This window comes from Paenibacillus sp. CAA11 (genome assembly GCF_003060825.1).
In the GTDB taxonomy this organism is placed as follows: domain Bacteria; phylum Bacillota; class Bacilli; order Paenibacillales; family Paenibacillaceae; genus Fontibacillus.
This window is the reverse complement of the sequence record NZ_CP028922.1, coordinates 922029-947948: the sequence shown is the minus strand read 5'-3', so window position 1 is coordinate 947948 and position 25920 is coordinate 922029. Positions and strand designations below refer to the sequence as shown.

Here is a 25920-nt window from a genome sequence, read left to right as displayed (position 1 = left end):
CAAGATCAGACAGACTTTTAACCTCGATGGTTAATAAAAGTGTTAATAAATAAACATAATTACATCCATCCACAACTGAATACTAGTTCACGGAAAAGGGTTTTGTCAATCGAAATTTGAAAGCGCTTAAGAAAAAAGGTTTAAGTCACTCTCCTCTTTCGGCTTAAGCCCATCTCGACCCCTGAGCGTTCGGACAATCCTGATCTGCCAGTAGCGCCCGAACCTGCACAATACATCCGCACACAGCACAAGTATGCCCTTCCATCAAGGAAGAGCATGATTGACAGGCGGACAGGCGGACCCGGTAGTTCTCTTCATTAACGCATTCAAAATTCAACCTCATTCTATCGACCATTCTTGAAATTTGCTGATCCGTTACCGTGATATCCCGTTCGCATCCTTTACAGGGTCTAGCCTCAGACCTCGTTCCCATGGCTGCTCCTCCTCTGGCTTATTTGCTACAGATTATAGATAGGCTTGCGGTTTAAGGCAACCTCTTTGTTGATATAACAGCTTAAGCCATCTGTTGCGTGAAAAAAAAGACCTGAACAGATGGGGCTGTTCAGGTCTTCCTATTATTCTGCAGGTACAGTTTGACTGTTCTCTGCCGCCTGCCGCTTGGCTGCCATATTGCGCGGCAGCTGCCAAGCCGTCAGGATCGCCAGCACGGCAAATACAATATCCATCGCGCCGAACATATCCGAGAAGTTCGATTGCATGGCTTCAATGAAGAAGCGGATAACTTCACCATCAGCAATTCCGCTGAAGCCGTCCATAAGGAAATAGCTGAAGATGAAGTACTTGCCCAGAATAATGCCAATCAAACTGGCAATGACTGCGATGAGTTGTGTTGCCGCTGATGCACGCTTATTTGAGGTAAAAAATACGGCAAAGCCGGTAAGCCCCCCAATTAACCATGCAATGATCCCGAGCTCATAGTTCGTCGTGATTGCGATTCCCGCCCAAATGAATCCCCCGATAATTGCAGCTACTAAGGCTCCCAAGATGCACAGCACATAGTTGATCCTTCTTTCCACTTCCAATTCCTCCTGATTACAATGTCTTTTTTCACACTCCTTTGCATTATTCGGCTAAAGCGCAAAAAATTCCTTTTTTCTACAAGGTTATTTGTGGAAATGAGGCTGGAAGCCTAGATGTAATTGTCGAAATTTAGGGAATACTAGCGCTATCATCCTATACCCTTCTATGATTCACGCAGCTGGATCTTATTTAAAGGAGATATTGCCGGAGGAGGAGTGAATAAGCAGTCTGCACGCCCGCTCCTTCTGATTACCCAGTACGCCAGTCAGTCTCCCTTCTGAATTGGCCGCTCCCTCTGCTTTTAGAGGAAGATCGGAAGGTTTTATGATTTTTCCGGAGTTTGTAGTGGCCTCCACACTCCCTATATAACCTTGAACATCAACATTTCCCGAATCGGTATCCAGCTTAACCTCAGGTAATTGGAGCTTGGGATCTACTGTAATATTCCCTGATTCGGTTCGAACCTCAAGGCTCTGGTCACCCTGAGCGGGAACTTCCAGAGAAAGCGTAGCTGTGCCTAAGTGAATAAAGCCTGAAGATGGCTTGATATGAACACTTAGTTCGTCCCCCTTCAGCTCCGCGGGAAGATCCTTTTTTGTAGGATAACTTACTTTGATCTGACCGGATGAAGAAGGAACCAGCTTGATGTTCTGTCCTTCGGTAGTGATCACAATCCGTTTAACCTGACTGTTCTCAAAAGTCTTGCTTTTTAAATCTGCAGCCGTCCCCCCATCGCAGCCTGTCACTCCGGCTAATAAGATAACGATCCCCAGCAAGCCAGCCCAAGTATTCGATAGAAATTTCATATTTATCCCCTCCCCTTTAGCACGGATGTTCCTCCGCGGAATTGTTCATAGATATAAACGACACTCCCAAGCAACAGCGTAAGTCCGAGGTACACTCCAGCCTGCGGAATGCTCCCATGCAAGAAATTCAAACCCGGCAAATGATTCATCGGCCCCAAATACCACCAGAGCATATACACCACTTCAAATAGCTTTCTTGAACCGCTAAGGCTTCCCAGAGCAAGGGCCAGCGTCGGCACGAACAGAATTCCTGCGCACCATGAGTAAAGTTCTGGGATGCGGTTATTAAGCCCATATTGAATCAGTACGCCAGAAGACATCAGCAAGGCCAGGGTGATACCCGCCAGCCATACAGACAGCCATTTGTAGATCGGCGGACTGCTGGAACGAATCATCGCGGTTGTGAAATATTGCTTGTCCCGGGTGCCCATCTGCGACCAGAGTCCAAGCGGCCAGATCAAGACTAGCGGAAACCAGGCCGAGGCCATGCCCATAGGCACAAACAAGCTGAAAGCGATTAGAGCCACAGCTAGCAGCCACCACCACCAGGATACACCCTTCAGCATTAAGATCAGCTCATACCTCACCAGCTGAAAAATCCGCTGGCCTCCTACTTTTGGAACGGGCGAGGACAGGGAGAAAGAGCCGCTCCCCCATTCCTTCTGAGTTGGCTCCAACATAGATGGAGACTTCGCAGTATAAATAGGAGGCACAATCAGCTGCTTGGCTGCATTTTTCCGCTCCGTTCTAAAACGGGTAAACAAAGTGGCAGAGATGAGCGTCACTATACATCCAGCCAGTATCCAAATCACGCGGCCCAGCAGATGCACCTGCGACCACTCCACCCCATTCCATACAAAGATCTGCGGCGCCTGTTCTAATGCCGTATATCCAAAGCTAAACCCTGCCGGCTCCCCTAATGTAGGAACATTCTGAACAGCTGCATGAAGGATTCCGGGCGTGATCGTCTGCAGCCCGAACAGATCCCACATTTCACTCTTTGACTCTATGGAATAGATGCTTATAAATATCCATAGAGCGAAGAAGAGGATATTTCCCAGCGTCCCTTTCAGCCCTGGGATCACGTCAAACAGCACGGTCAAAGCGGCAAGCAAAAACATGGAAGGCAGTGTAATGAACACAAAGGGCGCGGCATACCCCCATAGGCTCAGTCCGGTCACCTCACCTCTCAACAGCTGCATGATCATAAAAGCTACAATCAGGAGCAGATGAAGCACAATCAGCACCACAAAGTTGGATAGAACCTTCAGCACAATATACTTCAGCTTCGTGACCCGGGTGGAGGCAATAATATCACCTACCTTCAATCGGCCATCCTCGGAGACTTGGCTTCTTAATAAGTAGAAACCGAACAACCAAAGGAGCAGATTGGACAGCATCGTCCCTATTGCCCCAAGCCAGGCAGAGTTATAGATCCCCCTGCTGCCTCCGCCAATCGTAAATATTTCGTAGCCGGACTCAGCCGCAGGAACACAAAAGTAACCAAGTGCCAGGCAAAGCCCGGCTACAATGAGAAAGGAGTAGCTTCTCACCTGCTTCAGCAGATTGTTTTTCAGGAGGTAGACTAGACTCAGAAGCATTATTCCTCACCGCCCCCATCTCCAACCGCGTACAAGTAAGCATCCTCCAGTGTCGGAGAGAGCGGTGTGGCAAGAAAATCCGGTCTGCGGTTAGAGACAACCCGCGCATGCACGCCATCTGGACGATGGATGGTGCTGCTGATCATGTACTTCTCCTGTAATTGCTGCAGAGCTGACGTAGGAACAACACAGTTCCATACCTTGTGCTCTACACTGCTCATTAATTCTTCAGGCGTTCCGAACTTCACAACCTCGCCTTTGGCCAGTAGGGCAATTCGCGGCGCAGCTGACTCAATATCTGTCACGATATGTGTGGACAAAATAATCACTCTGCTCTCAGCCAGTGTAGACAGCAGATTACGGAAGCGGATACGTTCCTCCGGGTCGAGTCCTACTGTCGGCTCGTCCACGATCAGAATCTCGGGATCATTAAGGAGGGACTGTGCAATCCCCACCCTCTGCTTCATTCCGCCAGAGAAGCCTCCCAGCAGCCGCTTCCGGTCTTGGCTCAAATTCAGAATCTCCAGCAATTCCTGAATCCGCCGCTTGGCATGCTTCATCGACAGGCCTTTAATCGCCGCCATATATTCAAGAAATTCCACCGGATTCAGGTTGGGATACACCCCAAAGTCCTGAGGTAGATAACCTAATACCTCACGGATTCGCTCAGGGTGCTGAGCGATATCCTCCCCATTCCATAGCAGGCTTCCCTTTGTTGGAGACTCCAGGGTGGAGATCATCCGCATCAAGGTAGACTTGCCCGCCCCATTCGGCCCGAGCAGGCCTGTAATTCCAGGCCCAAGCTTCAGAGAAACCTGCTTCAGCGCCAGCTTCTGTCCGTAGCTTTTGGTGACTTGTCGGATCTCTAATTCCATGTTCATACCTCCACTAAGCACTCTATAATCTTTAACTGCTTTTAAGATTAGAGAATGAAAGTAAAAACAAAGTAAAAACCGAGTAAATTCGAAGATAGTCAGTCCAGCCCGATAAGAGCGTATGGTAAAATACGGATTAGGTTTATAAGGAGGTAAGAGGTTTGGAGAATCATGAGAAAATACTGCTTGTAGACGACGAGGAAGGGATTCTGAAGCTGCTTCAAATCACACTTAACAAGGAGCGCTACTCTAATATTACGTGCTGTACGACCGGTCACCAGGCACTAGCTCTAATCCGGCAGAACAGCTACGACCTAATCCTGCTGGATGTTACACTGCCAGACACCGACGGATTTGAACTTTGCCGTGAAATCCGCAAAATAAGTCATACACCGATTATCTTCGTGACGTCCTGTACAAGTGACTTTGATAAACTCACAGGCCTTAGTATTGGCGGGGATGATTACATTACCAAGCCCTTTAATCCGCTGGAGGTCGTGGCCCGAATCAAGGCATTCTTTCGGCGACAGGGCTTAACTAAGGCTGCTCACTCCCCGCTTGATGATACGCGGACATACCAATATGCAAGCTTCACCTTCAGCCCCGCGGATGCGCGGCTAATTGTTGATGGTGCTGAAGTAGAGTGCACGGCGAAGGAACTGGAGCTTCTCCACTTTTTTTGCCGCAATCCCAACCGCTTGTTCACCTCATCGCAAATCTATGAATATGTGTGGGGGAATCCCGGCTACGGGGAAGAAAAAACGGTAACCATGCACATTTCAAAAATCAGAAAAAAGCTAGGGGACAATCCAAAAGCCCCTCAACTGATCCTGAATCTGCGGGGGATTGGCTATAAATTTGTTCCGCCCAAGGCCTCGGATCAGGGGGAAGAGACATCATGAGGATCAAGCTTAGGTTTGGTTTTCATTTTATTATCGGCCTGGCTGCCTGGCTTCTCAGTATCAGTGCCACTTTAATCATCACTAGCGAGGTCCTCCTTCCCCTGTGGGGGATTACCGAAGGCAACGACCATTATGACTTGTATATTCTGCTCTCCTTCCTGGTAAACATTATCTTCTGCAGTCTGCTGTTCAGCTGGTATTTTGCAGGACCGCTCTGGTTCATGATGTCCTGGATTTCGAATCTCTCTGAAGGAATCTACCAGCCGCCACAGATCCAACACAAGGTTTATAACAGGAAGGGCAAGCTTCGCAGACGCTTCCGCCTCTATACGGAGGTCATTTCGAACATTCACTCTCTGTCGGGGACACTGGCGCAAGCCGCCATTGAACGGGGGAAGCTGGAAGAGGCCAAGCGGGAATGGATTGCCGGAATATCCCATGATTTAAAAACACCGCTCACCTACATTACGGGGTACTCTGCCCTGCTGCTTAATGAGGACTACCATTGGAGCTCACAGGAACAGCACAGCTTTTTGAGCGAAATTCAAAGTAAAGGACTGCATATTGAGAGTCTGATTAACGACCTCAGCCTGTCCCTGCAAATAGATAACGGATCTGCCTCTCTCCCTCTGAACCGGACCCGTGTGGAACTTGTAAGGTTTACACAGGAGCTCTTCGCCGATATCGCCAATGATCCCAGAGCACAAACCTATGATCTGGCTTTCCAGTCGGAAGAGGAGAATCTCTATATTGAGGCAGATCAGCGCCTGCTATATCGCGCTTTGCAGAATGTAATGATGAATGCTATCCTGCATAACCCTCCACAGACTCGGGTAGAAGTAAGCCTCTCGCGTGAGGAGTCAAATTTCATTCATGTCACCGTTGCCGACAATGGCGGGGGGATCGAACCCGAAACCCTCAGCAAGCTATTTAACAAATATACTTACGGAACATCAAGCTCGGCTGCGCCAAGGGGAAGCGGGCTCGGGCTGTCCATTGTACAAAGTCTGATTCAAGCGCATGGAGGTCTAATTGATGTAGAGAGCAAGCCCTCCATAGGAACAGCCTTTCATATTCGCTTGCCTGCTCTGTAAATTAAGGACAAGCCCCATCCATCCTTGATGTTGATAGGGCCTTGAGAATAGCAAAGCCGCCTTAGGGTTACCCGGGCGGCTTAATCGTTTACTATTCAGCGGCATGTGTCCGTTTGAAATCCTCCTTCACCTTCTCCAGCAGTTCCGGCTGGACAATCAGCTGTAGGCCTGCCAGCGCGAGCGCTTTGGCTCCGATAATCAGGGCTTCATCTCCGCGCTGGGAAGCGGCCGCTTCCCTGAACTCGGCAGTGTGGGCCACCAGATCATCCGGCCCAATCTTGATATATTCATGTGTGGTCGGAATAACATGGCTCACATTGCCTGCATCCGTCGAGCCAAGCCCTTTCCGCTCCTCATGAACCAGTGTCTCTCCCAGCAGCTCCAGCTCCCGGCCCACGACCTCATCCAAAGGCCGATTGATCACAATGTCCTTAATCTCATTCTGGAACCGTTCAATCTTCACCGTGCTGCCCGTTGCTAAGGCGGCAGCCTCGGCAATGCTTCTCACCTTGGCGGAAATCGCCTCGGTTCTCTCCCAAGTGCTTGCCCGGATGAAGAAACGGGCTGAAGCATATTCCGGAATGATATTCGGGGCATCTCCCCCGTGAGTAATAATGCCGTGAATGCGCACGTCCTGCGGGAGCTGCTGTCTCAGGGCATTGATGCCGTTGTACAAGAGGATGACCGCATCCAGCGCATTGATGCCCTGATCCGGTGAGCCGGAAGCATGGGCCGCCTTCCCATAGAAATGGAAATCCAGCGGATCGACGGCCAGGCTCGGCGAAGTCAGACGCGTCTCCCCGGATCCATGGATCATCAGAGCGGCGTCTATTCCCTCGAACAGCCCTTCCCGGGCAAAGCTCCCTTTGGCACTGCCATTCGGTCCGCCTTCCTCAGCCGGCGTGCCGAATACATAGACATCGCCGCCCGCCGCTTCGGTAACCTTAGACAGAGCAATCGCCGCTGCCACGCTGATCGTGCCGATCAGGTTGTGTCCGCAGGCATGGCCCAGGCCCGGGAGCGCATCATATTCAGCCAGATAGCCGATTTTAGGGCCCGGCTTAGAGGAAGCTTTTCTGGCCACAAAACCTGTCTCATGGCCCGCCACATTCCGCGTAACCTCAAACCCCTCTTTTTCCAGGAGCTCTGTCAGCAGCTGTGAAGCATAGTATTCCTGATTGCCGATTTCAGGTCTCTCATGAATTAGATGACTCGTCTCAACGTAAAGGGAACGGGATCCGTCAATATACTGCACGATTTGTTCCCTCTGTGTGTTTACCAATGTACTCATCGCTTAGATCTCCTCCATATTTAGAATTGTCTATAAAATCAAACCAACGCCGGCTTAATGGCCTGACTTCACATTCTCCTCCAGCTTATCGAGGGTGGCCTGCAGCTCTGCCGGGCTTGAATCTACCACAACATTGGCACCCTTCGAGTCCTCTTTAACTGCTGCCTCCACATCCGGGTCGTGATACAACTCTACAATCGTCTTAAAGGCCTCGTTATCTTTATCTTTTGCCCGGGCGGCAAACACATTGATATAAGGCTTCGCTTCCTCGCTCGCCGGATCGTCCTTGAAGATAGCTTCCTCCAGCTTGAGATTCGCATCGGACGCCACGCCGCTGTTAATCACTGAGGCGGCTACATCAGGCAGCACACGTGGGGTTTGCTGGGCTACCACCGGGACAATCTCCAGCTTCTTGGGGTTCTCTGTAATATCGTCCGGGGTTGGATAGAGCCCTGTGCCATCCTTGAGCTTAATTAGGCCCGCAGCCTGGAGAACCTTTAAGGCGCGTCCTTGATTAGAGGGATCGTCCGGCAGGGCGATTTTCCCGCCGTCCGGAATTTCTTCCACGCTCTTATAGTGATTGGAGTAAACCGCCATAGGAGCGATTACCGTAGCCCCAACGGGCACCAGGTCCGTATTGTTCTCTACATTAAATTGACTCAGGAACGCCAGATGCTGAAACGAATTCAAATCCACTTCTCCATTCGCCAGCGCTTTATTAGGCAGCGTATAATCCGAGAAGGATATCAGCTCAATATCGATGTTCTTGGCCTTCGCTTTCTCGGACAGCACCTTCCAGTACTTATCATCCGATCCGGATACACCGATCTTAATGTGGGTTGTCGAGCTTCCCGACGCCGAACCGCATGCCGTCATCACCATCAGTGTCAATACAGCTGCAGCTACTCCTAACCATGCTCTTTTCTTCATTTCGATCTCTCCTCCACCCTCATCTATTTGTTGTTGCTGTACTGCCATTTAAGAGACTATCTTCTAAGGAATTTGCGGGATAAATAATTGCCTGCGTACTGAGCGAGCTGCACGAGCACAATAAGAATGATGATGGTTACAATCATGACCGAGGTATTGAACCGCTGATACCCGTAAGTCATAGCCAGGTTCCCCAGCCCTCCTCCGCCGACGGTCCCCGCCATAGCCGAGAAATCAATCAGCGCCACCGAAATAAAGGTCAGGCCCAGAATCAACGGCCCCAGCGCCTCACGAATCAGTACACCGTATATAATCTGAAGGGGCGAGGCTCCAATCGCCTTGGCCGCTTCAATCATCCCCGGATCGATTGACACCAGATTATTCTCCACCACTCTAGCTACCGCGCAGGCCGCAACCAGCGTCATAGGGAACACTGCCGCCCAAGTACCGATTGTTGTTCCAATCACAAAACGCGTCACCGGGCTAATCGCCACCAGGAAAATAATGAATGGGATCGGACGGATAATGTTGATGATTAAATTAAGCAGAATATGTATAACCCTGTTCTCATACAGGCCGTCCTGGCGCGTTATGAACAGCAGTAACCCAATGATCAGTCCCAATACGGCTGAGAAAATAAGTGTCACGATCACCATGACCAGGGTATCTCCTGTAGCCTCGGCTACACTTTTCCAAAAGGTGGACCAATCAACCGTCATGATCAACAACCTCCTTCACTTCAACTGTTTTGCTGAGCTCTTCTACCACCTTGGCAACCTCAACATCCTCCCCGATGAACTCGACGATCAGACTCCCGAACAGAATGCCCTGAATCTCACTGATTCCTCCGTATACAATGTTGTAATCGAGGTCAAATTGCCGGGATACCCGGGATAGAATTGGCTCGCTCGTTGCCCCGTCCTTGAAGATCAGCCTGAACAACCGGCCGGAGTGATTCTCCCGGATTTGCTGCAGCAGCCTTGGAGACAGCTGATCGTTAAGTACAGAACGAATAAAGTTCCGTGTGGTCTGTGTCTTCGGATGCGCAAAGACTTCAAAGACGCTCCCTTCCTCAATAACCTTCCCCTGCTCCATCACGGCAACCCGGTCACAGATCGTCCGGATCACATGCATTTCATGGGTAATGAGCAGGATGGTGATTCCATAAGCCTCGTTTACCTTCTTCAGCAGCTTTAAGATTTCGTCCGTCGTCTCAGGATCAAGTGCCGAGGTTGCTTCATCACAGATCAGAATATCCGGGGAAGACGCCAGTGCTCTCGCAATGCCCACACGCTGCTTCTGCCCTCCGGACAGCTGATCCGGATATCGGTCCGCCTTATCCTCCAGCCCCACAAATGTGAGAAGCTCCTTGACCCTTGCATCAATCTGCTCCTTAGGGAGCTTCGCCAGCTTAAGCGGGTAGGCCAGATTGCCATAGACCGTCCTGGAATTAAACAGGTTGAAGGTCTGAAACACCATGCCGATCCGCCTTCTTAGCTGTCTTAGATCCTTGGTGGAGAGCTTGGTGATATCCTGATCATTCACCACTACTCTCCCTTGGGAAGGACGCTCCAGCAGATTCACAAGGCGCAGCAAAGTGCTCTTACCGGCACCGCTAAATCCGATTACCCCGAAGATTTCCCCTTTCTTCACCGACAGAGACACCTGCTCTACAGCACGAACCTCCTTGTTCTTGAATTGAAAGACTTTACTCACTTCTTCAAAGCGAATCATGATGTCATCCCCCTTAACTATGCGGTAATGTATCATCCCTTTAAATAGAGTATATTGATAAATCCAGTAGATATACTCGGAATAAATTAGTTAACATTCTAGGGAAGTCTCCCCCCCCTTGTCAATTGTTGGGATAATCGTTTTATTTTATAGAATTGTCATCTGAATCATAGAAAATTTTATGAGCATAGCTATATAGAATGAACTAAAGATATGGATGTTATAGGGCCGTATTAGGCCTTGATCATAGAAAGTTCAATGTAAAACTTTAGTTCAATCTATATATAAAAAAGAGCCCCTTTCCAAGGAAAGAGGCCCTGATCTGCTTCATATATTTAGCGTTTCTGAATCTGCCGGGAAGCTTGAATCATCTCCGCAAGCTGCAGAATAATTCCGTCCAGCGACGCTGGATCATTCACATCGTACTCGTCAATATTCAAACGCAGCACCGGGCAAGCCTTGAACTCCTGAATCCAGTCCGCGTATCTGCGATGCATATGCTCCCAATAAGACCGGTCTGTCTGAATCTCCATCTCACGGCCGCGGAGCTCGATCCGACTGAGCACAGAAGGAAGGCTTCCCTCCAGATAGATCAGCACATCCGGATGCGGAAAATACGGGGTCATCACCATCGCTTCAAACAAACTGGTATAAGTCTCATAATCGGTCTTGGACATCGTCCCTTGATCCGCGTGCATTTTGGCAAAGATGCCGGTATCCTCATAAATAGAGCGGTCCTGCACAAAACCTCCGCCCGATTCGAAAATCCGCTTCTGCTCCTTGAAGCGCTCAGCCAGGAAATAGATTTGAAGATGGAAGCTCCAGCGCTCAAAGTCATGATAAAATTTCTCGAGATAGGGATTGTGATCCACCTGTTCGAGCGAGGTCTTAAAGCCAAGGCGCTGCGCCAAGGCTGCAGTCAGTGTGGACTTGCCGACGCCTACGGTTCCGGCCACGGTAATCAGAGCGTTGCTGGGGATATTGAATTCGTTCATGATATAAGCTCCTTTACTTGAGAGGCAATATGTTCAAATTGCTTGCGGTTCTCTACAAAATCAATCTCGCTGCCGTTAATCGTAATGATCTTGGTGGAGGGCTCCCGCTCAGCAAGCGAGTTCATTGCCGTATCGTAATCCTCTATTAATTGCTGCAGATAAGCCGGATCAATCGCCTTCTCAAACGGACGGGCCCGCTTCTCGATTCGCTCTAACAGAGTCTCAAGGTTCGCCCGAATGTACACAATCATGTTCGGCTTAGGCAAGTCATCTGTAAGCAAATGATAGATTTGCTGGTATTTCTCCCGCTTGATCCCTTTAAGGGTACGCATGGCAAAAATGAGATTTTTATATATATGATAATCCGAGATTACGGGCTGCTGCTTCTCCAGATACTTCAGTCCCGTATCCTCCAATTGCTTGTAACGATTACAGAGAAAGAACATTTCCAGCTGGAAGCTCCATTCATCTATATTATGATAGAACTTGTCAAGGAACGGATTCTCTTCAACGATCTCTTTGATAATGGGAAGATGCAGCTCTTCGGCCAGCATCGAAGCCAGCGTGGTCTTGCCGGCACCGATCGGGCCTTCCACTGCAATAAAATGGCCTGGTCTCATGGGGTTCCTCCTGGTTCTCATTGCCTGCAAAACAGACTTGCCTATTGTATCACAGAAAGTAAGCAAGCTGCCTTATAAAACATTTCTATTCCAGCAAAAAAACAAGCTAGCTTGGTTATTCCAGCTCTCTTCAATTCAAGCAAGCATACCAAGTGAAGAAAGGAGCCCTGGCAAATTTCATGCATCCATTTACAGACCGTGTAATTAAGGTCATCTCGCAGATTCCCGCCGGAAAGGTGATGAGCTATGGGCAAATTGCCGCGCTGGCCGGCAGTCCCCGGGGAGCCAGACAAGTGGTTCGGATTCTTCATTCCTCAAGCCGCAAGCACCAGCTGCCTTGGCACCGGGTCGTCAATGCACGCGGGGAAATCGCCGTTCAAGACGAAGAACTAAGATTTAAGCAGCGTCTTTTTCTAGAAGAGGAAGGTATTTATGTTCATTCAGATGATTCAGTAGATTTGTCGATCTATCGGTACGCTCCTGAGTCCCTTGATTTTTAACGTTTAAAACGGGCTGAACAGGAAAAAATGACTATAGCTGTTTTGTATGCGGAGATTTCATTGACTTTCACAGCTTCGCTGCATAAACTAAATATCAATTCAAACGGAAAGGGGCCATGTCATATGTACAATCCATCCATTGCAGTTTCTATTGTAAACCTTTGTACTTTTGCATGGCCTCTTTGGACGAAAAGCCGCTATTGATCAGCTAGGACAGCCCGTCTTCCCTATAGGGGGAGAAGGCTACTAGGTTCAATCAGCGTAAGCTTAGCCGCGAAAGAGCCATGTGCTTTCGCGGCCTTTTTGCGTCCATTTTTTTGAGGTCCAGCCGCAAAGCATTGCCTTCTTAGCGGCTATTTCGTCTGCCCATCCATTGAAGAAAAGAAACCAAACCATCTTATATCATGGAGGAATTCAAATTGAATGAGCAGCAGCCCGATTTACTAGAACAATATGGGTTGAATCTACCCGTCCAACAGCGTTGGAAGGAAGAATCCGCAGCGTTCGGCCATCACGAACACATCAGCCCGGCACGCATTACAGCCGATCTGGGGCAGAAATACCGCCTTATCACTCCATACGGTGAAATGTGGGGGGAGCTAACCGGTAAGCTCCGCTATACCTTAAGCGAAGGAGGAGGTCTGCCCGCCGTAGGCGACTGGATCTTCGCCGAGTGCCGTCACCAGGATGGTGCGGCAAGCATACACGGCGTACTCTCCCGGCACAGCCAGATCTCCAGGCAGGCTGCAGGCAGTGTAATCAAGGAGCAGATCATCGCCGCCAATGTCGATGTCCTATTCCTGGTTACAGCGCTGAACCATGACTTTAACCTGCGGCGGTTGGAGCGCTACTTGATCATGGCTTTAAGCAGCGGAGTCACGCCGGTCATCCTGCTGAGCAAGGCTGACCTCTGCGAGGACCCGGCCCGCTTCATCCGGCAGGCCGAATCCATTGCGCCAGGCGTGAATGTACACGCGATCAGCGCCCTGGAGGACCAGGGGCTGGAGCAGCTGGCGCCCTATTTGTCAGCAGGCACAACCTGCGCGCTGACCGGGTCCTCGGGCTGCGGCAAGTCGACCCTGCTGAATCGCCTGGCCGGGCAGACGCTGCAGCTTACCCAGGAGATTCGGGAGGATGACAGCCGCGGCAGGCATACGACCACCCACCGTGAGCTGTTCCCTCTGCCCGGCGGGGCCGTGCTGATCGACACGCCGGGCATGCGCGAGCTGCAGCTGTGGGACGGCGGCAATGACGGACTATCCGGTACATTTGCGGATATTGAAGAGCTTGCCGCCCGCTGCCGCTTCCGGGATTGCCGGCATGAGCGGGAGCAGGGCTGTGCGGTTCGGGAAGCCATTGAAGCGGGGGAGCTGGAGCCCTCCCGCCTGGAGAGCTTTCGCAAGACCGCCCGGGAACTGGAGTTCCAGGCGGCCAAGGAGCGTCAGCGGGAAGCGATAAGAGCCAAGGGTACGCAGAAGAAGCCGGCAAGACGCTCCTCTTGGAAGTCGGAGCTGGACTAGCGCCTAATCAAGGCCGGACTATCCCTTCTTCGGTCCCAAGCCGTGCCTTTCGGTCCGGACGGCCTCAATTCCGTCCGCCAAAAGGCCGGCTACACTTTGCAAACTTAACCAGTTGGGCCTATGATGGAGATTGAAGGTTTTTACAGCCCTTATCTCATCAAGGATCGGAGTGGAACCAGGAAGATGAACAATTTCGAGCAATTACTGGACCAGTACGCAGAGCTGGTCGTTAAGGTCGGTGTGAACATTCAGCCAGGTCAAGCTCTCAACGTCACCTCCCCTATGGAGACGGTCGAGTTCACACGGCTCATCGTGAAGCATGCCTATAAGGCCGGAGCTAAATATGTGCAAGTGGACTTTGAAGACGATGAGATCGTTCGTAGCCGTTATGAGCATGGCGAGGACGAAATCTTCGACTACTATCCTGCCTGGAAAGCGGAAATGATGGAGAAGTTCGCAGAAGAAGGCGGAGCGACGCTGTTCATCAAGGTGCCTAACCCGGATCTGTACCAAGGCATTGATTCAACCAAAGTATCCCGGGCAACCAAGACAGCCGCGGCAGCACGCAAGAAGTATTCCGAATATACCCGCAATAACAAGATCAGCTGGTGTCTGATTAAGGCTCCAACCCGGGCTTGGGCCAACAAGGTGTTTGCCGATGTGCCGGAAGATCAGCGGATCAGCGTGATGTGGGATACCATTTTCCAAATGAACAGGGTGGACGGCAGCGATGCTGTAGACAATTGGAAACGTCATCTGGAGCAGCTGCAGAGCATGCAGGACAAGCTGAATGCCAAAAATTATAAGAGCTTGCACTACCGTGCTCCAGGAACGGATCTGACGATCGAGCTGGCAGATCAGCATATCTGGAAGAGTGGCGGAAGCACCAATTTGCGCGGCCACAGCTTTGTAGCCAATATGCCAACCGAAGAAGTCTTCACCATGCCTAAGCGGACCGGAGTCAACGGCGTAGTTACCAGCACCATGCCGCTCAATCTGAACGGACAGCTGGTCGACAAAATTCAGTTCACCTTCACAGATGGGAAAGTAACCGGATATTCTGCACAGTCCGGTGAAGAACACCTTAAGAACCTGCTCGCCACGGATGAAGGAGCAAATTACTTGGGAGAAGTGGCGCTGGTGCCCCATGACTCGCCCATCTCGAATCTGAACCGGATCTTCTATAATACCGGAGTCGATGAGAACGCCTCCTGCCATTTGGCATTAGGCAGCGCATATCCGTTCAACATGAAGGGCGGTACGCAGATGTCTCAGGAGGAGCTGTTGAAGCATGGCTGTAACGTCAGCCTGACCCACGTGGACTTCATGATTGGCTCAGCCGAGCTGGACATTGACGGCGTACTGCCGGATGGAACCACCGAGCCCGTGTTCCGCAAAGGGAACTGGGTCATCTAAGCTAGACCCGAAGAAGGGCTGCTTCAAAGTCATGGATCCATGACCTTGAATGCAGCCCTTCCTGTTTACGCTTATGAATGTCTCTCTCTTAGGATTGTTCCATTACCGGATAGCGGGCGAGCAGTCAGGATCGGTCTTGCCCAATCTAAGACTGCTCCTCCTTACGAAGAGTCTTTGCCTCTTCCTTCGCTTCTTCCTTAGCCCGCTTAACCCCTTTACTCGTATAAGGCTTCGGGGCACTCTTGGCTCTCCGCTCCCCGGCCTGCCACCGGTTCCAGCCTTTCTTCCCGGTGCCTCTTCCTGTCCCGCCTTTGCCTTTGGCCATGATCTCACTCCGCTGCTTAAGATAATATGATCCGTCTAGATCATCCTCTCTATTCTTCCCGAACCCTTCCCTAATGTCAAACTGCCTAGCCTCACTTGAGCTACAAAAAAGGGTCCCCACCATAGCAAATTTCTCTGGCGGGGACCCGTATATAGCGAAACTTCTTAAGCTTACACCATAATTTTGCAAATATCGTTCGTGAATTCTACAGGATCGCTTACCTGCAAGCCTTCAATCAGCAGAGCCTGATTATAGAGAAGGTTCGTATACAGCGCAAGCTTCTCCTTGTCCGTCTCATGAGCAGACTTCAGGGACTGGAATACATCATGGTTCACGTTGATCTCCAGCACCTTCTCTGCCTTAACGTCCTGTCCGTTCGGCATGGCCTTCAGGATCTTCTCCATCTCAATCGTCAGTTCGCCTTCCGACGACAGGCAGACCGGATGACTCTTCAGTCGCTTCGAAGCCTTCACCTTGCTGACCTTGCCTGTCAGCAGGTTCTGCATGGTCTCGAAGAGCTCCTTGTTAGCATCCGCTTCCTCGGACGATTTCTCATCCGCATCCGGCTCAATGCCCAGGTCTCCGCTGGATACGGATTTGAACTCCTTATCCTTATAAGACATGATCGTCTTGATTGCGAACTCATCAATATCATCCGTGAAGTACAGGATTTCATAGCCTTTATCGGATACCAGTTCGATCTGCGGCAGCTTCTTAATCCGTTCAATCGATTCGCCGGCTGCATAGTAGATATACTTCTGGTCCTCAGGCATTCTTGCGACGTACTCATCCAGGGTTACCAGCTTCTCTTCCTTCGAGGAGTAGAACATCAACAGGTCCTGCAGAACGTCCTTGTTCATGCCAAAGTCATTGTAGACCCCGAATTTCAGCTGGCGTCCGAAGGAGTTATAGAACCGCTCATATTTCTCGCGCTCATCCTTCAGCAGGCTCTGCAGCTGGCCCTTGATCTTGCTCTGAATGTTCTTCGCAATCAGCTTCAGCTGACGGTCATGCTGCAGCATTTCCCGGGAGATGTTAAGCGACAGGTCCTCGGAATCCACCATCCCTTTGACAAAGCTGAAATAGTCGGGCAGCAGGTCGGCGCATTTGTTCATGATCAGCACGCCGTTGGAATAGAGCTCAAGGCCCTTCTCATATTCCTTCGTATAATAGTCAAAAGGCGTATTCTCAGGAATAAACAAAATAGCATTATAAACGACGGCCCCATCTGCTTTGACATGAATATGAGACAGCGGCTTATCGAAGCCGTACCGCTTCTCGTTATAGAAGTTCTCATAATCTTCATCGGTCAGCTCACTCTTGTTCTTGCGCCAGATTGGCACCATGCTGTTGATGGTCTGCTCTTCCTGAACCTCTTCGAACTCGTTGTCGCTGCCTTCCTTAGGCCGCTGGGTCTTCACATCCATCTTGATTGGATAGCGGATAAAATCGGAATACTTCTTAATGATAGCCTTCAAGCGATATTCTTCCAGGAACTCATCATACTGCTCGTCTTCCGTATTTTCTTTGATCTTAAGCACGATCTCCGTGCCGACCTCATCCTTGCTTGCCGGCTCAATTGTATAGCCGTCAGCGCCTTCGGACTCCCACTTATAGGCATGGTCGCTGCAAGAAGCGCGGCTCGTTACCGTCACTACATCCGCAACCATGAATGCAGAGTAGAAGCCTACGCCGAACTGGCCGATAATGTTATGATCATCCTGCAGCTCGTTCTCATTCTTGAAAGCGAGTGATCCGCTCTTCGCAATCACGCCCAGGTTGTTCTCCAGCTCCTCCGGAGTCATCCCGATCCCGGTATCCGTGATCGTCAGCGTACGATTAGCCTTGTCTGCCGTAACCTTGATATAGTAGTCTTCCTTATTAAATACCAGCTGGTCATCGACCAAAGCCCGGTAATACATCTTGTCAATCGCGTCACTTGCGTTGGAAATAAGCTCTCTTAGAAAAATTTCCTTCTGCGTATAAATCGAGTGAATCATCATGTCGAGCAATCTTTTGGATTCGGCTTGGAACTGTTTTTTGGCCATGATTGGTTCTCCTTTCAAAATTACGCGTCTCCTATGTTAGCACTCTATCCATATGAGTGCTAATCCTTCTCTTTATATAACATACGCCTATCTTGGCTGTCAATTCTTAGTATCTTCCCAACATAAAAAGCTGCCCAGAGAGTCATCATTTCATGACTTTCGGGCAGCCTTATGGCAAATTCAAATTTGCTTCAAATTACTTCTTCTCCACCTTCAGCAGCGATATCCTCTTCACAGCATAGGTGCCGGCAAGCCGCTCCTCCGGGATCACCTTCAGCTTGATCAAGCTTGCAATCTTCGAGGAATCGGGCTTTGCCAGCATCCGCCACAGCTCCGGATCGGGCAGCGCCTCGTAAAGCTTCTGCTCGTCATATTCCTTGCGCTCTTGAAGGACCACCTGAACCTTGTATCCTTCAATCTCAAACGCTGCACTGCCTTGGCTCTCTGCATAATCCAGAATCTGCTGGCGCAGCTCGCTTAGCTCCTGCTCCAGTTCCTTCTGCTGCTGCTTCAGCGCCTCATATCTCTTGAGCTTCTCCTTCATTCCTTCACGCTCCTCATACAGCATATGTATGCGGCTGAGGATGACTTTAGGACAAAAAGTGCGGCATTCATCCAAATATCAGGAATCCTTATAAAATTCTTAGAATTGCCTTGTAAAGTAGGTTCCAGAACGAAAGAAAAGGATGAAGAAGCGATGAACAACATTATTTTACAGACGAATAATTTATGTAAAACCTTTAAGGGCCAGAAGGCCGTGAATAACGTCTCCCTGTCCATTCAAGAGAATTCCGTCTATGGACTGCTCGGTCCGAACGGCGCCGGGAAATCGACAACGCTTAAGATGTTAACCGGCATGCTGCGCCCGACTTCTGGCGAGATTTTATTCCAAGGCAAACCATGGACTCGCAGCGCCCTGTCCCAGATCGGAGCCCTGATCGAATCGCCGCCGCTCTATGAGAATTTAACGGCCAGAGAGAATCTTAAGGTGCGCACAACACTGCTTGGATTGCCGGATTCGCGCATTGACGAGGTCCTGCAAATTGTGGACTTAACGAATACAGGAAAAAAACGGTCCGGACAGTTCTCCATGGGAATGAAGCAGCGGCTTGGCATCGCAATTGCTCTGCTCCATAATCCCAAGCTGCTGATCCTTGACGAGCCGACTAACGGGCTTGACCCGATCGGTATTCAGGAGCAGCGTGAGCTGATTCGTTCCTTCCCGCAGCAAGGGATCACGGTCATTCTGTCCAGCCACATTCTGTCCGAAGTAGAGCAGATTGTCGACCATATCGGCATCATCGCTGGCGGCGTTCTTGCCTATCAAGATGCGGTTACACCTGGACAAAACCTGGAGTCCTTATTTATGCAAATCGCCCGCGAGTACCGGAAGGGAGGGGAATAAGATGCAGACTTACATTCGTGCGGAATATTTAAAAATCAAACGTACTTTTACCAAAAAGTTAATCTGGCTGGCTCCCCTCCTCACCTTGCTGTTATGCACTTTCCTGATGGGAGGCAGACAGATCCAAAGCGCCAGCTACAACTGGTGGTATGCCCTCCTGCTGCCCGGCGCCTTGACTCTAATGTGCGCAGGCGTGATTCTGCCGGATGGTAAAAAAATGAAGTATCGCGCCATCCTTGGATTGCCTGTCAATCCAGCCCGGGTCTGGCTTGGCAAAGTCGGAGCAACCGTCATGCTGCTGCTTGCTGCCTCCATCACCCTGTTTATCGGCGTTACTCTTCTGGGCTTTGTGTTTCCTGCCAGCCTTACTTTAGGAGAAAGCGTCGCAGCCTGTCTTCTGCTCTTCCTTACCTTTATGTGGCAGATTCCGCTCAATTTGTTCCTAACGGACCGGATTGGGATGTTCATGACGCTTATCATCAGCCTGCTCGGAAATGTAGCCTGCATGATCTTATTCGCCACCAAGGCCATCTGGTGGGCTGTTCCCTATGCCATCCCTGCCCGGCTGATGTGCGCCGCGATCGGCGTGTTGCCGAATGGGCTGCCTGTTCCAAGCGGAGATGCACTGCTGGACAAGGGTGTGATTCTGCCGGGTCTATTGATCACCCTGGGACTATTCTTCGTGCTGTCCCTGCTGAGCATGCTTCCTTTCCGCAATCGGGAGGCTAGATAAGATGATCAATTATTATCGCAGTCTCAAGTCGGATTTCATCAAGCTTAGAAGACAGCCGATGCTGCTCGTTCATTTGCTCATCCCCCTCGTGGGGATCGGCATTTTCCTTGCCTATTTTGCTTATACACCTTACTCACAAGCCTCCAAAGTCGAGGGGTACATGCAGGCATTGGCGGCTGCCTTTCCCACCATGATTGGCATTGTCTGCGCCATCGCCGCCGACCAGGAGTCAGCCGCTGGCCAGTATCAGCAGTTCTTAACCCTGCCGAGCCGGCTTGTCCCCTTGGCCAGCAAGCTGAGCCTACTCCTGCTGCTGGGCCTGGGCAGCGTGCTGCTGGCCTCTGCCGGCTTTGGCGCAGGATTTATATATATACTGAACCAATCGCCTTATGGCCTTGGATTCTATGTTATTGCCGCCCTCATCTTGTTCGGAAGCAGTATTCTTCTATATGCGCTGCATTTCTTCGTCAGCCTGCGTTTCGGCAAAGGTGCTTCGATTGGCCTCGGTATTGTGGGGAGCCTGACGGCTGCCCTGCTGCTTACTGGTCTCGGCGATCAGAACTGGATTTACATCCCCTGTGCCTGGGCCGCTCGGCTTGTTACGATCTGGGCACAATACGGGCCAAGCGGGGCTGGATCAGCACCTGCAGCCCTTCTGCTTCAACAGGGAATCCTCCTCTGCGGGGTTGGAACCGCCGCATTCATGGTATTATTAGGGTTATGGTTCCGGCGGTGGGAAGGAAGAAAGTCGCTGGAATAGTAGGTATACAAAGGAAGTGATGGATCATGGCGAATATACTCGCTGTGGATGATGAGCCTGCCGTTCTGGCATTGCTCCGAAATGTTTTACAAAAAGATGGCCATGTCGTCACAGCGATCTCTGCCCCGTCAGAGGTGCTTGAACTCCAGCTTGGTGCGTTCGACCTGATCCTGCTGGACGTCATGATGCCGGAGATGGATGGGTTCACCCTCTGCCGGAATATCCGCGGCAGAGTAGACTGTCCGATTCTATTCCTTACTGCGAAGTCTATGGAGAACGACGTGATGGCAGGGCTCGGAGAAGGTGCGGATGACTATATTATCAAGCCTTTCGGAGCCGGGGAGCTGCGCGCCAGAGTTCATGCCCATCTCCGCAGGGAGAACCGGGAGAAGCGCAATGTACTCTGTATTGGGGAGGTCCACTTCAATCTGTCCGGGAAGGAAATCACCGTGCGGGATTCGGCTATTCCGCTCACCAAGAGTGAGTATGCCATCTGTGAGTTCCTTGCTTTGAACCGGGGACAGGTGTTCTCCAAGGATCAAATCTACGAATCGGTCTTCGGCTTCGATGGGGAAAGTGATTCCTCAACCATTGTGGAGCATATCAAGAACATCCGGGCCAAACTGAGCAGAATGGATGCCACTCCGGTAGAGACGGTATGGGGGATCGGATACCGATGGAAATAACACAGCAGAAGCCCGGACGCAAGCCAACAAAACTCCGAACACTGTTCCTGAGATATTTGACCGTATTCTGCATGGGGACCATTGGCCTCGCCCTGCTGCTAGCCTTAATTCTCTACATATTCATGGTGACCGGCGCGATTTTTCCGGCTAATTTTACAGAGAAGCAGGTAGCCGAGGCGAAGTCCGCGATCTTGGCAGGCCAAGAGCTGCCGAAAGATTCTTCCTATGTTTCGTACAAATATGCAAAGTACAATCTGGATGGAAAGCTCCTGGAGGGGACAATGTCTGCCAAGAAAGGTGCGGCGGCATGGCGGACCCTGCAAAATAGCGACTCCTCCTACAGTTTTCCCTATAACTATATGAAAGTCACACACGGCCAAGAGGTCTACATCTTTCTGTTCTCCATAACAGCACAGTTCAACAGCGAGCTGCTGCGCAGATTCCTGCCCAGTGCGGAGCTCACCTTCTTCGTAATCTTCTGCATCGCTTTCCTCATCGGGGCCGCTCTGCTGGCCTCCTCCTTCGGACGGAAGCTGGCCCGCAAAATGAACGGGCTGCAGGAGGCCACTCAGAAGATCCAACAACAGGATCTTGATTTCTCGATTCAATACAGCGGAATCGCGGAAATTGATCATGTGCTGCAATCTGTGGATCAGATGAAGGAGGCCTTGAAGAACTCCCTTCAGCGGCAGTGGAACCTGGAACGAAGCCGTCGGGAGCAGATCTCGGCTCTGGCCCATGATGTCAAGACACCACTCACCATTGTCCGGGGCAATGTTGAGCTGCTGGCAGAGACGGATCAAACCGAGGAGCAACAGGGTTACACCGACTATATCGCGGAGAGCGCTCGGCAGATGGAGTCCTATATTAAGACATTGATCGAAATTACAAAGACGGAAAGCTCCACCTCCCTTCAGCCTGTAACCCTAAATTTACAGGACTTTATAGACAGAATGGAAGGACAGATGCAGGCTCTGTCTGTTGTCAAGCAGCTCTCCTCAACGGTCACGACCCGCAGTCTCCCGGATACTTTATACGCAGATCCTGTACTGCTGGAGAGGGCCTTGATGAACATTATCTCTAACGCCGTGGATCAAGCCCCGGAGGGGAGCGGGCTTACCCTAATTGTCGAAGCGGTCAGTGACCGTATTCGCTTCAGCGTGCTGGATGAAGGGCCTGGCTTCTCGCCCGAGGCTCTCAAGCAGGCGACCGAGCAGTTTTACATGGGCGATTCCTCCCGAAGATCAAGCGGTCATTACGGGATGGGATTATATATTACAAAATTCATTGCCCATCTGCATGGCGGGAAACTGCTCATCGCCAACTCGGACAAGACAGGCGGCGGACAGGTTAGCATTGAAGTCCCGCTGAAATTATAACCGCGTTGCGGCTAAAGCTTGGATAGACAAAAGAGGAGGAGCTCAAAGGCCCCTCCTCTTTTAGTCATTTTTGATCTTCTATATTTCGATATCATTAGGCGGGCTTACTGCATCTTAATCACTTCCGCTCCAAACTCCAAACACCCGCTGCATATGGCCACTTCTGGCCCTAGGGCCAGCTTGCCGACCTCTTCCTTGCTCTTGCCGCAAAAGGAGCAGGTGTCAGCGTTTCCTGCCGGATTTGCAGGGTTAGGATTCGACGTTCTCTCAACGGCATGATACATTTCATCAATGACAGCCTTCTCAATATAGTCAAATTCCCCCTTAAGCTTCAGCCCAATCGTCGCATAAGCGATGGCCATCCCTTCATAGAAACGCTGTCGCTCCAGCTGTTCACTGTCCTTGGCCTTCTCCTCACATAAATCGCTTAACTTCTCCAGCTCCAGAATAACGTCTTCAATCTTGGCACCTCGAAAGGTCTTCTTCCGGAAATCCTGATCCATGATTGCACCTCCAAAGTTCTTATGTGTACATTTGTACACATTTATGGAGTATTGTATTCAAGAGTGTGTTATTATTTTCCTGCAAATTGTAGATAAAAATAATCTATCACCGATCTATCCCCCCCTATAAAAGCAGCAGATTCCACACATTCTTTCGCTTTGCCAATCAATTCCTCAGATCCGCTCTCTCAGCTCCCTGATATATTCCCGGACCTGATCTTCAGGATGTTGCTTCTCCCAACGATCCAGCAGCCGGTTGATCTCTTCATCCTCGGGGTTTAGCTGATAATAAAAAGACGCCGCCCGAATCTGGTGATGTTCCTCAACAGGCTCACCATCCGGCCAATGGTATTCCTGATGACCCTGCTCATCTGTCGTGCCAATGGCTCCATCCAGCAGTGGAGAACGGCCTTCAAGCCCTTCACCACGAGCAAGCACCTTAAGAAAATCTTCATGCTTCCGGGCGGTATCCGGTGAACAGCGGTATAAGCTCGCGAAGAGATCAAAAGCATCGATCGGATCGTATTCCAGGTTCTCCAGAAAGTGCCGTTCCAGTAAGGAGGCTACCTTCTCGTTCCCCTTCAGGGAGGAAAGATAATAAAATGTAGGCATCTGTGCCTCGTAGCGGAAATCATCGACATGACTCACGATATCCTCCACAATCCGGTCGGTTTGGATACCTTCAGCAGCTAACCGGGTAAGCACCCGCACCGCTTTATACTGCGTCCAATCATATACGCCAAAGGCAACATCATAGAGCATAGGAATGGCCTTCTCCTTGTAGTGGTAGATGATCTCAAATATCGCATCCTGCTGAATATGCAGCCAATCACCTAAGCCCTCGTACTTGCCGGCCAGGCTGTCCGGCTTCTGTAGCGTGCTGCCGAAGAAATAGTTTCTAAACAGCGGAAGCGCCTCTCCCCCCAGCATCCCCGCCCATTTCCTTGCCTCCTCGGTAAACGACTCCTGCTGATCATACAGCCCGCCCACACTAAGGATTGCCTCGGGAACCGCCGTATCCAAATCTATCTTGTCTATCTTAGCGTCAGTCTCTTCCTTTTTCCTGCCAAAACTAAAAAACTTCATATGTATTCACTCTCCTATTTAATTTTGATAGAATCGCATCCCTATCTACCTAGCATTCATTTGATCTCATTTCTAGTCAGAAGTTGGGCATGATAGTAGCCTGACTTCCCCTTGATAAGTAGTACCGCCTTTATACCGTCACCCTATGAATTTCATCCCCGATCTGTAATGCAGCCTCTCCCTCCGGGTCTGCTACTGCGACATCTCCCACCTCATACAGCTTGTAGCCTATATTCTTTATCTCCCCCACCTTCATCCCAATCCTGCCTTCGAAGACCTTAGGATCTACGGGGTCTGTGGATATAGTATAGAGTCCCCCGGCAAAATATAAATACTTCGTGTATGGCGCTAAGGGCAGCGGTTGATGCTGCAGATCAATACCCGAAAACCGATGCCGGTTCATTTCACAACCTGTCAGTACAGAGACAAAAGCTACTAAGCATACCATCATATAAGCACTGAGTTTTTTCATATGGCGATCTCCTAAAGTACATTTACATTTTTAGAAAATAGTCTGTTCCGTTCACCCACCAGTACCTTTCCCGCGCAGGGACTTTTTCCAAGAAATCCTCGTACTTTCCCGTCCAACCCTCGGGAACATAGCATTCAAAAGAAGCTGGCTCGGGAAACATTGACCACAAACGCCGATGATCAAAGTCCACGAATAAGGCCGGGATATATTCAAGCAGGTCATTTTCCAGATCTGTATTCATCTCAACTGCCTTCTGGAATCCCTCTCGCAGTTTATTCGTACTTACTTGAAACTCCCTAATTTCATGTAGAAAATCTCCCGCCGAGCCTTCATCTAATATCGGAATATTGAACCGTTCGGAATAATCCCCTTGGTTAGGCAGTGGGTAGCCTTTATCCAGGAACGCATTCTCCCATTGAATGAGATCCATGAACCAGTATTCCTTCTCCGTAACATACCAGCACCAGCGATCCTTAAATCTGACTGCAACGATGATATTTTCAGCATAACTTATATTTACCTTCAATAAGATCACCTTCCAGATGGGTTTGAAATATAACCTGCGTTCCTCAAAAATTGTTGTTATTTAGCTATACCTGATAATATAGTCAATGAAAAATAGAAAAGGAGGTTATCCATTGCCACAAGGACTTATACACCATATTGAACTATATGTTTCAAATTTGAAAAACTCTGTTGACTTTTGGGGTTGGTTTTTACAAGAATTAGGATATGAGCCTTATCAAAAGTGGGATAGTGGACAAAGTTGGAAAACTGGAGAATCCTACATTGTTTTCGTTCAAACCGATGAAAGATTTATGGACATACCTTATCATAGATGTCGAGTAGGTCTCAATCATATTGCGTTTCATGCAAGCTCCCGTCAACAAGTTGACGAAATGACAAGAAAGTTAACAGAAAAAGGTGTAAATATTCTTTATACGGATAGACATCCCTTTGCTGGAGGAGAAGAGCATTACGCTGTTTATTTCGAAGACCCGGACAGAATTAAGGTTGAATTAGTAGCACCTTGAGGGGCTTTCATTGACTCATTTTGTAACCTTTTTAATTCATCATTTCAAAGGCGCTCCCTCCAATAGGGCTCTCCAGAATAATTAGCCCTAAAAGGGGTGTGCCAGATTCCGAATCTAAAAATATTTTTGCTTCTCCTGATTGAATCTTTCCAGTTCGTTTCTCC

Annotated in this window: 30 protein-coding genes; 11 read left to right on the top strand and 19 right to left on the bottom strand. The window is 50.0% G+C overall.

Going from position 1 to position 25920, the window contains the following annotated elements:
- Positions 1-163 precede the first annotated feature (163 nt).
- The 5 genes from DCC85_RS04275 to DCC85_RS04255 form a co-directional block, all read right to left on the bottom strand.
- Positions 164-433 carry a DUF6171 family protein gene (locus DCC85_RS04275; RefSeq protein WP_108464459.1) on the bottom strand — a complete coding sequence of 90 codons (270 nt, stop codon included), beginning with the start codon at positions 431-433 and terminating at the stop codon, positions 164-166.
- Between the two features lie 142 nt (positions 434-575).
- Positions 576-1037, bottom strand: a complete 462-nt coding sequence (locus DCC85_RS04270; protein WP_234414341.1) for a hypothetical protein — start codon at positions 1035-1037, stop codon at positions 576-578.
- Positions 1038-1226: 189 nt separating this feature from the next.
- Entirely contained in the window at positions 1227-1847 is a 621-nt protein-coding gene (locus DCC85_RS04265) for a DUF4097 family beta strand repeat-containing protein (RefSeq protein ID WP_108464457.1), read from the bottom strand.
- Between the two features lie 2 nt (positions 1848-1849).
- Complete coding sequence (locus DCC85_RS04260; RefSeq protein WP_108464456.1) at positions 1850-3448, bottom strand: hypothetical protein; 1599 nt, start codon at positions 3446-3448, stop codon at positions 1850-1852.
- The gene (locus tag DCC85_RS04255) at positions 3448-4323 is read right to left on the bottom strand and encodes an ABC transporter ATP-binding protein (protein WP_108464455.1); all 876 of its coding nucleotides are present in this window, start codon (positions 4321-4323) and stop codon (positions 3448-3450) included. Before DCC85_RS04255 ends, DCC85_RS04260 begins: the two co-directional genes overlap by 1 nt.
- A gap of 161 nt (positions 4324-4484) precedes the next feature.
- On the opposite strand from DCC85_RS04255, the gene DCC85_RS04250 reads away from it, so the two are divergent.
- Together DCC85_RS04250 and DCC85_RS04245 are read left to right on the top strand one after the other, a co-directional pair.
- On the top strand, positions 4485-5225 hold the full coding sequence (locus DCC85_RS04250) for a response regulator transcription factor (RefSeq protein WP_108464454.1): 741 nt from the start codon (positions 4485-4487) through the stop codon (positions 5223-5225).
- Positions 5222-6319 carry a sensor histidine kinase gene (locus tag DCC85_RS04245; protein WP_108464453.1) on the top strand — a complete coding sequence of 366 codons (1098 nt, stop codon included), beginning with the start codon at positions 5222-5224 and terminating at the stop codon, positions 6317-6319. The genes DCC85_RS04250 and DCC85_RS04245 overlap by 4 nt, the downstream gene beginning before the upstream one ends.
- A 91-nt stretch (positions 6320-6410) precedes the next feature.
- On the opposite strand, the gene DCC85_RS04240 is transcribed toward DCC85_RS04245, so the two are convergent.
- The 6 genes from DCC85_RS04240 to DCC85_RS04215 all read right to left on the bottom strand — a co-directional run bounded on the left by DCC85_RS04240 (position 6411) and on the right by DCC85_RS04215 (position 11889).
- The gene (locus DCC85_RS04240) at positions 6411-7610 is read right to left on the bottom strand and encodes a M20 family metallopeptidase (RefSeq protein ID WP_108464452.1); all 1200 of its coding nucleotides are present in this window, start codon (positions 7608-7610) and stop codon (positions 6411-6413) included.
- A gap of 54 nt (positions 7611-7664) precedes the next feature.
- On the bottom strand, positions 7665-8540 hold the full coding sequence (locus DCC85_RS04235; protein WP_108464451.1) for a MetQ/NlpA family ABC transporter substrate-binding protein: 876 nt from the start codon (positions 8538-8540) through the stop codon (positions 7665-7667).
- Positions 8541-8596: 56 nt separating this feature from the next.
- The gene (locus DCC85_RS04230) at positions 8597-9259 is read right to left on the bottom strand and encodes a methionine ABC transporter permease (RefSeq protein WP_108464450.1); all 663 of its coding nucleotides are present in this window, start codon (positions 9257-9259) and stop codon (positions 8597-8599) included.
- Complete coding sequence (locus DCC85_RS04225; protein ID WP_108464449.1) at positions 9249-10274, bottom strand: methionine ABC transporter ATP-binding protein; 1026 nt, start codon at positions 10272-10274, stop codon at positions 9249-9251. The genes DCC85_RS04230 and DCC85_RS04225 overlap by 11 nt, the downstream gene beginning before the upstream one ends.
- A gap of 335 nt (positions 10275-10609) precedes the next feature.
- A complete protein-coding gene (locus DCC85_RS04220) occupies positions 10610-11269 on the bottom strand; it encodes a deoxynucleoside kinase (protein WP_108464448.1) in 660 nt (219 codons plus the stop codon).
- Entirely contained in the window at positions 11266-11889 is a 624-nt protein-coding gene (locus DCC85_RS04215) for a deoxynucleoside kinase (RefSeq protein WP_108464447.1), read from the bottom strand. Before DCC85_RS04215 ends, DCC85_RS04220 begins: the two co-directional genes overlap by 4 nt.
- Positions 11890-12068: 179 nt before the next feature.
- On the opposite strand from DCC85_RS04215, the gene DCC85_RS04210 reads away from it, so the two are divergent.
- Positions 12069-12389, top strand: coding sequence for an MGMT family protein (locus tag DCC85_RS04210; protein ID WP_108464446.1), 321 nt, complete (start codon positions 12069-12071; stop codon positions 12387-12389).
- A gap of 267 nt (positions 12390-12656) precedes the next feature.
- Here DCC85_RS04210 and DCC85_RS23550 read toward each other — a convergent pair whose 3' ends face one another.
- Positions 12657-12785 (bottom strand): hypothetical protein, encoded by a 129-nt coding sequence (locus tag DCC85_RS23550; protein WP_267896067.1) that lies wholly within the window; start codon positions 12783-12785, stop codon positions 12657-12659.
- Positions 12786-12793: 8 nt separating this feature from the next.
- On the opposite strand from DCC85_RS23550, the gene rsgA reads away from it, so the two are divergent.
- On the top strand, positions 12794-13909 hold the full coding sequence (gene rsgA, locus DCC85_RS04205; RefSeq protein WP_108464445.1) for a ribosome small subunit-dependent GTPase A: 1116 nt from the start codon (positions 12794-12796) through the stop codon (positions 13907-13909).
- A gap of 183 nt (positions 13910-14092) precedes the next feature.
- On the top strand, positions 14093-15325 hold the full coding sequence (locus tag DCC85_RS04200; RefSeq protein WP_108467719.1) for an aminopeptidase: 1233 nt from the start codon (positions 14093-14095) through the stop codon (positions 15323-15325).
- A 145-nt stretch (positions 15326-15470) separates the two neighbouring features.
- Here DCC85_RS04200 and DCC85_RS04195 read toward each other — a convergent pair whose 3' ends face one another.
- From DCC85_RS04195 to DCC85_RS04185, 3 genes are all read right to left on the bottom strand, one after another.
- Entirely contained in the window at positions 15471-15650 is a 180-nt protein-coding gene (locus tag DCC85_RS04195) for a DUF3934 family protein (RefSeq protein WP_108467718.1), read from the bottom strand.
- A 170-nt stretch (positions 15651-15820) separates the two neighbouring features.
- Positions 15821-17698, bottom strand: a complete 1878-nt coding sequence (htpG, locus tag DCC85_RS04190) for a molecular chaperone HtpG (RefSeq protein WP_108464444.1) — start codon at positions 17696-17698, stop codon at positions 15821-15823.
- A gap of 196 nt (positions 17699-17894) precedes the next feature.
- A complete protein-coding gene (locus tag DCC85_RS04185) occupies positions 17895-18242 on the bottom strand; it encodes a hypothetical protein (RefSeq protein ID WP_108464443.1) in 348 nt (115 codons plus the stop codon).
- A 153-nt stretch (positions 18243-18395) separates the two neighbouring features.
- Here DCC85_RS04185 and DCC85_RS04180 point away from each other — a divergent pair, with 153 nt between their 5' ends.
- The 5 genes from DCC85_RS04180 to DCC85_RS04160 are packed head-to-tail and all read left to right on the top strand — an operon-like array spanning position 18396 to position 22661.
- Positions 18396-19103 carry a lantibiotic protection ABC transporter ATP-binding protein gene (locus DCC85_RS04180; RefSeq protein ID WP_108464442.1) on the top strand — a complete coding sequence of 236 codons (708 nt, stop codon included), beginning with the start codon at positions 18396-18398 and terminating at the stop codon, positions 19101-19103.
- Position 19104: 1 nt separating this feature from the next.
- The gene (locus DCC85_RS04175; RefSeq protein WP_108464441.1) at positions 19105-19836 is read left to right on the top strand and encodes a lantibiotic immunity ABC transporter MutE/EpiE family permease subunit; all 732 of its coding nucleotides are present in this window, start codon (positions 19105-19107) and stop codon (positions 19834-19836) included.
- A gap of 1 nt (position 19837) precedes the next feature.
- Entirely contained in the window at positions 19838-20596 is a 759-nt protein-coding gene (locus DCC85_RS04170) for a lantibiotic immunity ABC transporter MutG family permease subunit (RefSeq protein WP_108464440.1), read from the top strand.
- 26 nt (positions 20597-20622) lie between these two features.
- A complete protein-coding gene (locus tag DCC85_RS04165; RefSeq protein ID WP_108464439.1) occupies positions 20623-21282 on the top strand; it encodes a response regulator transcription factor in 660 nt (219 codons plus the stop codon).
- A complete protein-coding gene (locus tag DCC85_RS04160) occupies positions 21273-22661 on the top strand; it encodes a HAMP domain-containing sensor histidine kinase (protein WP_108464438.1) in 1389 nt (462 codons plus the stop codon). Before DCC85_RS04165 ends, DCC85_RS04160 begins: the two co-directional genes overlap by 10 nt.
- A gap of 104 nt (positions 22662-22765) precedes the next feature.
- Here the strand turns inward: DCC85_RS04160 and DCC85_RS04155 are convergent, their stop codons facing one another.
- From DCC85_RS04155 to DCC85_RS04140, 4 genes are all read right to left on the bottom strand, one after another.
- On the bottom strand, positions 22766-23164 hold the full coding sequence (locus DCC85_RS04155) for a ClpX C4-type zinc finger protein (RefSeq protein ID WP_108464437.1): 399 nt from the start codon (positions 23162-23164) through the stop codon (positions 22766-22768).
- 174 nt (positions 23165-23338) lie between these two features.
- Positions 23339-24250 carry a transcriptional regulator gene (locus DCC85_RS04150; RefSeq protein WP_108464436.1) on the bottom strand — a complete coding sequence of 304 codons (912 nt, stop codon included), beginning with the start codon at positions 24248-24250 and terminating at the stop codon, positions 23339-23341.
- A 130-nt stretch (positions 24251-24380) separates the two neighbouring features.
- Positions 24381-24722: a hypothetical protein gene (locus DCC85_RS04145; protein ID WP_108464435.1), complete on the bottom strand. Its 342-nt coding sequence runs from the start codon at positions 24720-24722 to the stop codon at positions 24381-24383.
- A gap of 22 nt (positions 24723-24744) precedes the next feature.
- Positions 24745-25248 carry a hypothetical protein gene (locus DCC85_RS04140; RefSeq protein WP_108464434.1) on the bottom strand — a complete coding sequence of 168 codons (504 nt, stop codon included), beginning with the start codon at positions 25246-25248 and terminating at the stop codon, positions 24745-24747.
- A 112-nt stretch (positions 25249-25360) separates the two neighbouring features.
- Here DCC85_RS04140 and DCC85_RS04135 point away from each other — a divergent pair, with 112 nt between their 5' ends.
- A complete protein-coding gene (locus tag DCC85_RS04135) occupies positions 25361-25756 on the top strand; it encodes a VOC family protein (RefSeq protein ID WP_108464433.1) in 396 nt (131 codons plus the stop codon).
- The last annotated feature ends 164 nt before the right edge of the window (positions 25757-25920 follow it).